The following is a 12,354-nucleotide window of genomic DNA, read 5'->3' as shown; positions in this document are numbered from 1 at the left end:
CAAGCAGTCTTTGCTTGTACAATATATAAAAAAAGCAGCCACTATGACTGCTTTTTACCATACTCACGCGCATCGTATACGTTCCCGCCTACAGGATTACCTGCCAAAAGTTCAAGCAAAATGCCAGCGACTTCATTTGGACTCTTCAATGTACCTGTTTCATATAAATGTTGAAAACGCTCAATTTGTTCAAAATCCTGTTTTGATGACTTCCGGATTTCTCCCTGCATCTCAGTATCCATCGTGCCTGGTGAGAAAGAAAAAGTGTTCACAGGATATGCCTCATCCTTCTGCTCCTCATGTAATGTTCTCATAAACATATCAAGGCCTGCTTTTGAGCTACAATAAGCACTCCATCCTTTATATGGGTTCTTTGCCGCTCCCGAAGAAAGGTAAATAACCGTTTTCTTTCCTTTGAATAATTGCGTCAATTCGACGAACAGATGACTTAGCAGAACTGGAGTCACAAGATTTAACGTATAGTGCTGATGAAGTGTATCCTGCCCCCCTTGACCGACTCGTTTGATGGGGGTCACCATTCCTGCGTTATTGATCAGCAAGATTTCATCAGCTTCTGCTAATGTGTGCGGGGACAGCACGCTTTGCAGCCATTCAGTAGCCGCTTCTTCATTCGTCAGATCGACCTGTGCATGTGTCAGTTTTGGATGAGAAATTGGCGCAGCACGCCTTGCCGCAGAGTAAACATGATCACCGCGAGACAGCAATTGGTTCACAAGTGCCAAGCCAAACCCTGTTGAACCTCCTGTAACGATTGAAATTCGGATAACAATCTCCTCCCTTGTTATGACTATTTTACGAACATCAAAGGGATAACATCAAATGATCTGCATAAAGAAAACCTATCCCTTTCAAGGGACAGGCTATTTCTTTTCCGTTTTTACGCTCACCTTTGGTATCAGTATGACCATCACAATCATGCCTATGACGATCAGAAAACCAAAGATTATAGAAAGCATTGCCGATGTTTGCTTCTCATGATCCTCTTCAGAAGGTGCTGACACAGCCGAGTCACTAAAAGAGATGTTCATCTCTTTCATCATACGAGCAGGTGTTTTTGGCGGGTTCTCTTTCAGATCACTGAATAGATCAGGTGCGAGACTACCGCCTGGAGCTTTAGGCGGTTCAGCAAAATGAATATCTGTTTTGACTTTCGACGTTGTTTTGCTTTGTTCGTATTCGGTTTGATCCCTCAATATACCTGTATTAATATCGATTTCCTTTTCCGTATACTCATTCGGCTTTACATTCGTATCCGTATCTTCACCAGCAGCTAAAGCAACAGGCATGAGGAGAAAAAGGGGTATGATACAAAGGACCACTCCCTTGACAAACAGCTTAAGCCTCATGTGTCACATCACGATCCTCTGTTTTGTCTTTCCATATTTTTGTCACAAACGGTATCAGCATAAACAGCACAGTTAAGATCAGTAAACCGGTGATGCCCATACCAAACTCATCACCATTTCCGTATTGGATGGACAGATACACGTCAGTGACCGGATTTGTAAAGTTAAAATTCGGCATGACCAAATCAATTAACGGTGCGACAAAGAAGAAGATGAGTGCCGCGGTTGCCATCCATCCTACAATCGAACTGAAAAGGAAGGCCGTGCGTATAAAGGCTGAACAAGCAATCAACAGCAAAATAGTGAAGATCGACCATTGAATAGCTTGATCATCTGCTAGTTTGTATATATTTAACCCAAACAAGCTAATCATCAGTCCGACTAAAAGGTTCAAAATGCCAAACAATGCACCTTTGACCAGCATTGGGGCATTCGCATAATACGAGCTAAAATAGCCAATCAATAAACTGCTCATCATTATAATGACCAAAATGACCACCGGCGGTACAGTTTGTGTCTTTTCTTCCGGCACATCTCCACTAATTTTCAGCGGGTTTGCTAAATAGTTATACACATAGTTGCTGTTCCCTTGATCGTTTAGTGTATTTCCTAAAATACCATTCAAATCATGTTGAACAAGTTTGGTTGAATTGACATTTTTACTCCAGTTTTTATTCAAAGTATCCGCTTTTTCTTGGACGGTTGTTACACTTTCTTCAATGTTATTCGTATAATCTGCCACACCTTTTTGCCGATCTGTTAAAGAGCTCATATTCTCAGATAGGCGAAGCACTTCTTGACCAATCGAATCCTGTGCATTGACAACAATTGAACTACCAGCGAGCTCTGCCGTATACACCGTATCCCCTGGATTAGCCATTTGGTCAGCTACGTTGTCCGCACTTTCAGAAATAGCGTTTAATTCCTGTTTTATGCTGGCCTGCTGAGTCGCAATGTAATTGGCATAGCCATCTGAAAATTTTTGCATACCATCAATAAAAGAAGACACATCGTCAGTTGAGGACAGCATCTGACTCTTTAAAGAATCCCAGCGCTCTGTCTCGTCTTGTTTGATAGAGAGAATTGACTGAATGCTGTCTTTTTTGGTGTCTAGCAGGGATGAAGGTTTTTTCTGTGTATAGAAACTGTTAAGTAACGCCTTATACTGCGCTAATTCATTTGAATAATTTAATAAATCAAATGCATCTGTTGATGCTGTAACAAAATTTCCAATTTCATGAATAATTCCCTCTGTAATTTGTTCTAACGGAGATTGACTCTTTTTTAGTTCTTCTAATCTGTTAGAAATTTCCGCTTCTTGTTCTCTGATTTTTTGTTTCATATTCCTTATATTTTCATTGTAATTGCTTTCTTTCTCTTTTAAAGACTTCAGTTCCTTGCTCAATTGATCGACTTTTCCTTGTAATTGATCGTTATGCGCTGCGGTTTTATCTTCAATGTTCTTTTTAACTTCTTCCAATTTTAAAGAAAGTGCTTTTAGCCTCTCTTTTGATTGGGCTGTCGTTGATTTTGATTGACCAGACTGATTAGAATTTGTTTTATCATTCCCTGAAGGTGGAGAAATGTTGTCTTTTGGCTCTGTCAACTCATCTGCCAATTGATTCATTTCTGTTGAGATTTCAGTCAATTGATTCGTTTCATCTTTAAGATTGATTTTCAAATCGTCAGAGGGGTCTTGCGGTTCTTCACCTTTATTGTTTGTATCTTTATTTGGTTCCTCTTGCTGTATCCCTGCTTTAGTCAACGTTTCTCTTGAAGCTAATAATTGCTTTTGCAGAGGAGTAATTTGAGCTTCAATATAAGCAAGATATTGTTCTTCATAATTTTTAATCAGCTCTTTTTGAAACGTTTCCATAAGCCCCATCAATCCATTAGATTGCGCTTTGATCGCCTGTTGTCTCGATTGCTGAACAGATTGAATGGCGCTGTCAGTTGTTTTTAGCTGATTTTGCACACCATTGATGTCCGTTTTTAGTCCTCCCATTTGCTCACTAAAGCTACGGGCATTTTGGTTTTGAATGTCAGAAAGCTGCTTGAGCCCCCGCTGGATTTGCTTTTTACTTGTCGATTGAGCCTTGATCAGCAGACCTTTTTGTTTGTCTTGATACTGCTGATATCGATCCACAACTTGGACAAAATCCTTTAACTGGCTCTTTGCTTCTTTCGTTGTACTCAGACCGTCTTTATACTGTTTTTGTGAATTGGCCATGGCATTTTTTAATTCTTCTATTTGTTTTTTCTGCTGCTGGAGTGCATCTGATAGCTTATTTGAGCTCGGCTTATAGAAGTTGTACATCGTATTTTGGAATTCTACCTCTTTGCCGACAATGTGCTTGAACTCTTTTCTTACATTGCCGATCTCCTGTGACACAAAACTCCAATACAAAGTCGACATCTGCTCATTCATTTTCTGTTGTGCATTCTCCAGCTCTCTCTGCACTTTTTCTTTATTGACCGCATTGAGCTGATCTTGAATGGAAAACTGAATGGATGCCTTTTCTGGATGATCTTTATCATAGCTCAGCACATTTCTAGAGAAATCAGACGGAATATACAGTACAGCATCGTACCTTCTGTTTTTCAGTCCATTTTCCGCCGCGCTGCGATTCACCACTGTCCATGTATAATCAGACCGCTCTGATAAGGCAGCGACCACATCCTGTCCGAATCGAGCGGTGTTTTCACTTTCACTGACTCCTATGTCTTCATTCACAACAGCGATATTTCGGGTAGCATTTTTTTTCTGCTTTGTCGGTTCATCCCCAATGAGGTGAAAGAACAGAATCGGCAATACGAGAATCAGTACTATGGTGGACACGATTTTTATTGAGCTTTTTTTCTGCTCTGTCATTGAACACTCTTCCTTTCTACCGCACATAAAGGAACCTGAATTTTCTTCTCTTTCCCATTTTCAACCATATAACCAAATCCTGGCTGAATCTCTGGTTCTTGTCTTACATACGGAAGCGGTATAATGTTTTGCTCTGATTTTTTCATTAATAACAGGGCATGACGAACTTGTTTCACTTCGTTTGTCAGTGCATCATAGCCCTTGCTAAATTCTGTGTGATTACCTGACGCAACAAGGCTAAAACCAAGGTGTGCATATGATTTCATGAAATCAGCTATTTGATCTTGCAAACGTGTATCAATCGTTTGCTGAAAACGTGTGATTCCGTCAACCACAAGCACAACTTGAGAAAATGCTAACTGATCTGTTTCTCCGTTACGCACGGCTTCAACGTACATTGCTTCACGTGCTTTAAATAAACGATCAATCTCCATTGCCCATTCGGTGATGTCATCTTTTGTTTCAAGGTAATCTATGTTTTCTTCTTTTGCATAATGGGAAAGTCCCCGATCAATAGAATCAAAAACCGCTAACTTCTCGGGCTTTGCCTCTAATAGGTGATCAAGCATAAGTTTTGCCACGTTTGTTTTCCCGCGTTGCGTTTGTCCGATAATCAGGCAGTGCTTATTCTTTTTCAAATCAAAGTAAACAGGAGCGACAGATTCCTCATCTAGTCCAACAGGAATTTGATAAGGTTGTTTTTGCTGATCTAAACGACTTTCCAGCTCCAATGCCGTCAGCTTATCAGGTAGCATTGGAACAGGCTTTGGTTTCTCTGCCTCAGCAAAACGATCATGAAGAAGCTGGATTTCTTGCTTCAAATGTTCAAACAATTCAAGATCGTTCTCTGCTTCAACTGGTAGAAACATTTGGGCAAAGTAAAGCTCTTCCTTATTAATAATGACTCTTCCCGGGATTGGCTCTAAACTAAATTTCGGCCTGCCAATCATTGAATATGCCTCTCCTTGGTCCATTAAATAATGCACAATTTTTGTTTTCAGGTTATTCATGAGTGATTGGCGCACTGCATTTACCCGAGTTGCTGTGATGATGAAGTAAATTCCCAGTGACTGGCCATCACGGCTCAATTGGATAAATTCAGCTTCAAGATCGTGCATTTCATCTTTGACAATATCAAAGTTGTCAATGACGATAAAAATAAATGGAAGCTTCTTCTTGTTTAATGCGTTGTACATTTTGATATGACTGATTTCTTGTTGTCTCAATAAACGCTTGCGGTATTCAACCTCTTCACGCAGTCGCTTCATTGACTTTTGAATTTTTCTCATTTGATCCATCAAGAAGTAATCCGCTGTGTGCGGCAGTTTTGCAAGCGGAAGCAAGGAACCGTTTCCGAAGTCATAAATATAGACGTGCCATTCTTCAGGTGAATACCTTTCTGCAAAGCTCATCAATAATGTCGTGGCAGCAAGGGATTTGCCGTAACCAGATGACCCGAAAATACCGATATTGCCATCTTCCATCATTTGATATGAAAGCGGGTGCTGACTTTGCTGATCAGGTTCATCCACGAGCGCAAAGTGGAAGACATGCTCTTCACTCGACACATAGCGTGTTTTAGGAATGCGCTCTTCAAGCGGTGGAAGCCATGGACTCGGAAGCTTCTCAATACCAAGTTCATGCTGCATTCGTTCAATTTCATCAACTACAGCAGAAATTTCCGTTACGGTCTCTTTTTTCACTGCCGGCTCTGTGCTCACCCCTGATAACGGAACCAAACCGGTGTCGGTCACAATGGCAATGTCATCTTCTGAGCCGTAGCCATCTTCCATATACGGTGCTCCGCTCCAAGCCGATTGGAATAATTCATAAATTTCATTGTTCCCAACCTGTAAATACCCTCGGCCAGTGACTGTAATCGACGCTGCATCACTGTTTTTCAAAATTTCCTTACTATCTGATGCATCTTGCACCTTTAGCGCCACCTTAAAGCGGGAGTTACTCCAAATTTGATCATCAATGACCCCGCCTGGCTTTTGTGTGGCCAAAATGAGATGGACACCAAGGCTTCGGCCAATACGTGCGGCACTGACAAGCTCCCTGATAAAATCCGGCTCTTCACTTTTTAATTCAGCAAACTCATCAGAGATCAAGAACAGATGCGGCATCGCCTGTTCAGCCTTTTTCTCCTTATAGAGCTTCGTATAATCATTGATGTGGTTCACATGATACTGGTCAAACAATCGCTGTCTTTTCCTTAGTTCACTCTTAATGGAGGCAAGAGCTCTTTCACTAAAGTTCTTGCTACCTTCAATGTTGGTGATTGTCCCAAGCAAATGCGGAATGTTTCGAAACGGCTGCGCCATTCCGCCTCCTTTATAATCAATCAATAGGAAAGCCACTTCATGCGGGTGAAAGTGCACAGCTAAAGATAGAATATACGTCTGTAAAAATTCACTTTTCCCTGATCCTGTTGTTCCAGCTAGAAGTCCGTGCGGGCCATGTGCTTTCTCGTGCAAATTCAGATCGACAATATCGTTTTTCCCTTTATAACCAATAGGCACTGATAGTGATTTTGCCGTTTCAGACGTCAGCCATTTTTCTCGAATGCCAATGTCTTTCACCTGCTTGGCATGAAATAAATCTAGGAAAGAGACGGTCTCAGGGATTGAATTTGTCATCCCGACTTGATGATCTAATGTTCTCAATGTTCTTGCAAACAGCTCATTGTCCGCGCGCTGGTGTGCATCAAGGGTAAATGGAATGCGCACAGCCTTCTTATGCTGAATGAGAATATCGCCTTCTTCTTCGTTAATGTAACGGACAAGTGTTGAAATATTTTCAGCTAAACTTTCCTTTGTTTCCGCTGCAAAAATAATAGAAATACCAAGATCTGTACGACTTCCCTCTAAGTATTCTAAAATGACATGCTCAGCAATTAATTCATGATTCGTTACGATAAACACAAAATGAGGAGTAAAGATTTTTTTCTCTTTCTCTTCTTCTAAGTCACGTTCACGCAAAATTTCGTAAATTGATGATAATAGCTGATCACGTGTTTGTTCATTGTAAATAAACCCTTTTCCGTATGTATGAGGCAGTTGAAAGTGCGGCAACCACTTCATCCATTCCCAATTCTTATATTCCTTTTCATTAAAGATAAATACAAATCTCAAATCATGATAGCTGTGCGAGAAAGCAAGCTGACCGACAAGCTGGTGAATTTCATTTTTCACAATGGCAGGCTTCCCAATTAAACCTGTTGGACCGTCAGCAAGACCGAATGTAATAGGTACATCCTTAATTTCACGATAAACTCTCTGCATTTGCTGCGTTTGTTCCATTAACTCATCAATATCCCGATTGGCCATATCGCCGCCGCTCATGGATAACTCGTAGCTTGCCGGAACAGCACCCGTTCCAAGGCGTAAATGTAAAAAGTCATCACTTACAAGCGTTTTCTCCCAAATCCGTCCACTAATTTCTGATGTCAGGTACTTCATTTGTTCAAATGATGGGTAATGATAGGTCAGTATATATCGCTGCCTATCATACAGTTCCTGCAATTCTTTCCTCTTATTCTCTAAATAGAGAGTGTATACCCGCTGCCTTTTTTCTTCACGTCTTTTGCGCTGTGTCTTTTCTTTAAAATATTGAACAGACGATGTAATGAGCGTCATAATAAACATCGCCATAGAAACCACAATAAAGATCCCCCGCGGCTGCACAAGTGCAACAATTCCCATGACAATTAACATAACAAGTGGCGGGAGGATAACAAGCCACAACCCCCTGCTGTTATTTTCACTCTCCTGTGAAGGTAAGCTAAATGTCACCCGTTCATCAGGTAAATCATAAATCAAACGCGGCGTCCGTCTGTATAACGGATACTTTTGTTTTGTTTCGGTGCTCGGTTGTGTTGTTTTTTCTAAGCGTGTATGAAATGGTTCATGTCCTGTCACTTGTAGTAAATCATCATCTTTGAAAGATAACGTGAGAAAATTCCAGAAAAGCTCATCCCCAACTTCGACCTTCTCTGGTCGATGGACTTGCTTTCCGTTTACATAAATGGTTTCATCTTGAGGCATGACGTACCAATTTCCTTCAATCTGTTCCAAAGAGAAATGATTGGCATCTTGAAAAATAGCATGAGCTTGTTCTTTCCATATATCCGCATCTTCTTGTTTTCCACATGAAAAGGAAACTTCTACTCTATTTCCTAGGTAATAAATATTCTGATCAGGATGTTCATCCGTTAACATCAGTGTAAGCGGCCCAATCTTGTATGCTTCATATGGAAGCAATTTTCCATCCTTCTTCTCTCCTTGGTAAACGAAAAAGCCTTCGTTCGGTTGATCAGGAGATAAACGAATCGTTCCCTCATCAAATGAAAATGAAGGGATTGTTACTGTATGCTCTATTTCAGGTCCAATCACGACCTCTCGATTGAACTGCTCTTCTAAACGGACGGTTTGATAATTATCATGATAAAAAACCCAAAACAGACTCAAACCCCCCACCTCCTCATAGGACAGTACCAACTGTCAGTTGTCTCGAAAGAATTATTTTTTCTCATCTTTTTTCGTCTGAGAAGTTTCCTTTTTTTCATTAGATTCTTTCTCTTTTTTCTCCTGATCAGCTTTCGATTGCTCTTTTTGATCAGATGTTTCGCCCGTTTGACTAGTATCTGAAGACTCATTTGTGCTTGTCTTAGTTGTTTCTTTTTCTTCATATTTCGCCATTTCTTTAATGATTGGATCTAGCTGTTTTTGTTTTTCTTCAGCCGAGAGACTGTCATCGTTTTGGATTTCATTACGATATGCGACGAGTGCTGTAAAAATGTAACGATCGTCCCCGAGTACCCTTGCAATATCAAGGGCTTCTTTGCTGTTTCCTTGACCAATGTAAATCCAAAATAGAAAATATTGCGGATCTGTTTGCAAGGTGTACGTATCGGTAATTTCCTTTTTGTGTTGATCTAATAACAGATTACCTTGATTTGTTTGCACATATGAAATGGCCAGTTCATATTGAAGAGAGACCGGCATTTGATTGGCGGGATATTTTTCTAATGTGTCAATTACTTGACTGTATTGTTTGTTGAGATAATATTTATTGGCCTCGACATATGCTTCTTGTTTCGGCATCGCAAAAAAGAGGCTGTAGATGGTATACACCAATGCAGGCACTAAAAGGACAATAAGACCTAGCCCTATGTATCGTTCGATCTTCCTTTTCTTTTTTGGAATAGATAACAGCGTTTTTTCTTTCGTTTCGATCGCTTCAATCTTGCTTTGGATAAGATGAAGCAGTTCTTCGAGTGAAGCTGTTTCACTGATTTCCTTTGCTAGCTCAGATAATTTCAACGTATCATGATAGGTTAAATATTCTTTGAACTCATATTCATGGTCAACGACTCTTAGGACAACTGCTTTAACTTCTCTGAGCAGACGATTCGAGTCGGTTTCATATGGCGGGATGCTTTCTTTTACACCGTAATGCAAAAATGCAGGGGCTAAGCCCTGATGAAAAACAATGTTTTCAGGAGAAACAATGAGATGCAGCCGTTTCACGTCGTGTTTGCAAACAGCATCGACAAGCTGGTATGAAAAAATCCATTTGCTTTTTTCATCTTTTGCATGGATGAAACGAAATTCCTGATAGGCAGAAGGCGGTTCAATGGATATGATGACCTCCCCTTCAGTCAATTGAATCTCTTTTTTAAATGAAGGATTGATATCTTTTATCGGAGCCGCTTCTAAACCGTCCAAGAGTTTAATGGTCTCTCTTTGAAAAATGAAGGTATAGGTGCCTTCCTCTTTTTTCATGACTGCTTCTAATTGTTCTTCTAAATAGGAACTCTTTTTATCTGCCATTTACAAAAGTCCTTTCATAGTATTTCCAGCCTATCCCCCGTGGTAATCCCACAGTCTGACAGCTTATATTCGCCTGAAAACACAGCTTTCTTATTGACTACACGCACCCATCCGCCTGCTCTCTTTGGAAGTGAGATTTGTTTTGCCTGCCAGGCGATATGAATGACTTGCTTAATTTGTAAATAATTTGATAGTCTCAAATCAAACACACTGCCATCATAATTTTTTAAGTCGATGGTAATATCGATATACACAAATTTCCACCTCACAAAATAGAAAGAGCGCCGGCATCAACTGACAGACTCGGCGCTTTTTTTGCTCATTACACTTAGAAAGGAAGTAACTTTGATTAGCCGCGAATTTGGCTAGCGATGTCTTGGTCAGTGCTTTCAAGTGTATTTGCAGTTTGTTCAAGCTGATTGCTGACATCTGTTAATAGATCAGACATTTTAATGAATGAAGGCTTAAGCTGTTCGTATTGATCAGCGAACGCATCACTAGAAGCACCTTCCCACATACCTTTTAAGTCAGAGATCATTCTATTTAGACGATCAACTTGGTTTAGCACTTCTTGACTTTCTACACCATATTGCTTAGCGGTCGCTCTTAGTTCTTCTGGGGTTACGCGAATAATTCCTGACATATTCCTCATTACCTCCCGTGCATAGCCGCTATATAATGGGCTAATCCACTTATTTTTTAACGTTATTATTATAAAAACAGAAATGATACACAGTCAAACAAATCTGTTTTTATTTTACAAAATGAGTCTATAGAATTACTGTTTTTTCGCTCTTTATCTATTATTTTACATATTTTTAGTTATATATTCCCAATATGATGAAGTGTCTTCCAATGAATCTTTATACCTACTATTTTTTTACTAAGCTGTTATTCACTATCCTTTAAATTAATCCGTTTTGACCAAACTGATGAACATCCAATCTTCCTGTTTTTTTAATTTTTTGGCATTTTGTTATTGATTTACGTGACTAGTTCTCTTCATAATGTAAGTACGTGAAATATTCGAAAAAGCAGGGGTTTTTATGACCAAAAAGACAGATCCATTTAAGTATAGTCTTGATCGTTTAGAAGATGTGGCAGATCAAATTAGTGATGTGCTCAATTGCCCTATTACTATAGAAGACACTCATCATAGATTATTAGCGTATAGTACACATAATGATTTTACTGATCCCGCTAGAACTTCAACTATTATCTCCCGCCGTGTACCGGAAAAAGTCATTAATCGGCTTTGGAAGGACGGCATTATTCCTACACTCCTGAAAACTGATGAACCGCTTCGTGTGCCTCAAATAGCCGAAGTCGGTCTCTCTAGTAGGGTAGCTATTTCAATTTGGAAGGACAAAGAAGTGCTCGGATTTATCTGGGCAATTGAATCAACACAGCCTTTTTCAGAAAAAGAAATGGAGCTTCTCAAAATGGCGGCAAACGCCGTTAAAAACAAATTACTTAATTTACAAATTCGAAAAACGAAAACAGAAGAACGAAACCAGGAACTTTTTTGGAAGATGCTCACAGGACATATTCATGAAAAGGATGAGATACTTGACCTATTTATGCGACTTGGCATGAGATGTCCGGACACGTATGCGATCATCATCTTTCGTCTTCTAGATGAGCTCACAGAGGAGACAGAGAAAAAGCTTTCATATCTGCTTGAAACGACGCAGCAAGTACAAGTGTTATTAACGACTGTTGATTTTCATGAAATGATTATTCTTGTCTCACCAAAAACGGAACACCCACTTCAAGATATTAAACAGTTTACAAACAGTATGCTGCAGCAATTGTCTGATCGTTATCATATCCATCACGTGCAAGCGGCTATTGGCGGAATTTATGATAATATTTCTCATATTCAACCATCCTACAAAGAGGCACTGGCTGTATTAAAAACAAAAGAACGTTTTCCCTTAGAAACAGAACGTTTAAACAGTTTTTCTGAATTAGGTATTTATCAATATTTAGATGTGCTTGCTGAAAAACGAAAAGGCTCCTCTTATTCAAGTTATTCTTTATCCAAGCTTGAGGATTATGATTTGAGACACCACTCTAATTTAGTGGAAACGCTTGAACGATTTATTGATTGTGACAGTAACGTGAATATTGCTGCAAAGCAATTGAATATCCATATTAATACATTGAATTACAGACTAAAACGGATTACAGACATTGCAGAAATTGACTTGAAAAACATGAATGAAAAAATGACCATTTACCTTGATATAAAGCTAAAAAACGTCCATTTGTGAAA

8 protein-coding genes are annotated in these 12,354 nt (G+C 39.6%); 1 reads left to right on the top strand and 7 read right to left on the bottom strand.

The window, feature by feature from the left end:
- Window positions 1–41: 41 nt before the first annotated feature.
- From ABVJ71_RS14675 to ABVJ71_RS14645, 7 genes are all read right to left on the bottom strand, one after another.
- A complete protein-coding gene (locus ABVJ71_RS14675; protein ID WP_353856703.1) occupies window positions 42–785 on the bottom strand; it encodes a (S)-benzoin forming benzil reductase in 744 nt (247 codons plus the stop codon).
- A 96-nt stretch (window positions 786–881) separates the two neighbouring features.
- Entirely contained in the window at window positions 882–1,367 is a 486-nt protein-coding gene (gene essA, locus ABVJ71_RS14670) for a type VII secretion protein EssA (RefSeq protein WP_353854674.1), read from the bottom strand.
- A complete protein-coding gene (gene esaA / locus ABVJ71_RS14665) occupies window positions 1,357–4,239 on the bottom strand; it encodes a type VII secretion protein EsaA (protein ID WP_353854673.1) in 2,883 nt (960 codons plus the stop codon). The genes essA and esaA overlap by 11 nt, the downstream gene beginning before the upstream one ends.
- Entirely contained in the window at window positions 4,236–8,711 is a 4,476-nt protein-coding gene (gene essC / locus ABVJ71_RS14660; RefSeq protein ID WP_353854672.1) for a type VII secretion protein EssC, read from the bottom strand. The genes esaA and essC overlap by 4 nt, the downstream gene beginning before the upstream one ends.
- A gap of 51 nt (window positions 8,712–8,762) precedes the next feature.
- Complete coding sequence (gene essB, locus ABVJ71_RS14655) at window positions 8,763–10,076, bottom strand: type VII secretion protein EssB (protein ID WP_353854671.1); 1,314 nt, start codon at window positions 10,074–10,076, stop codon at window positions 8,763–8,765.
- Window positions 10,077–10,090: 14 nt separating this feature from the next.
- Window positions 10,091–10,330, bottom strand: a complete 240-nt coding sequence (locus ABVJ71_RS14650; protein WP_353854670.1) for an EsaB/YukD family protein — start codon at window positions 10,328–10,330, stop codon at window positions 10,091–10,093.
- A 95-nt stretch (window positions 10,331–10,425) separates the two neighbouring features.
- Window positions 10,426–10,719 carry a WXG100 family type VII secretion target gene (locus tag ABVJ71_RS14645; RefSeq protein ID WP_353854669.1) on the bottom strand — a complete coding sequence of 98 codons (294 nt, stop codon included), beginning with the start codon at window positions 10,717–10,719 and terminating at the stop codon, window positions 10,426–10,428.
- Between the two features lie 403 nt (window positions 10,720–11,122).
- Here ABVJ71_RS14645 and ABVJ71_RS14640 point away from each other — a divergent pair, with 403 nt between their 5' ends.
- A complete protein-coding gene (locus ABVJ71_RS14640) occupies window positions 11,123–12,352 on the top strand; it encodes a PucR family transcriptional regulator (RefSeq protein ID WP_353854668.1) in 1,230 nt (409 codons plus the stop codon).
- The last annotated feature ends 2 nt before the right edge of the window (window positions 12,353–12,354 follow it).

This window comes from Bacillus sp. Bos-x628 (genome assembly GCF_040500475.1).
GTDB classification, from domain to species: Bacteria; Bacillota; Bacilli; order Bacillales; family Bacillaceae; genus Bacillus; species Bacillus maqinnsis.
The sequence above is the reverse complement of the archived record's forward strand: the minus strand, read 5'-3'. Positions and strand labels throughout refer to the sequence as shown.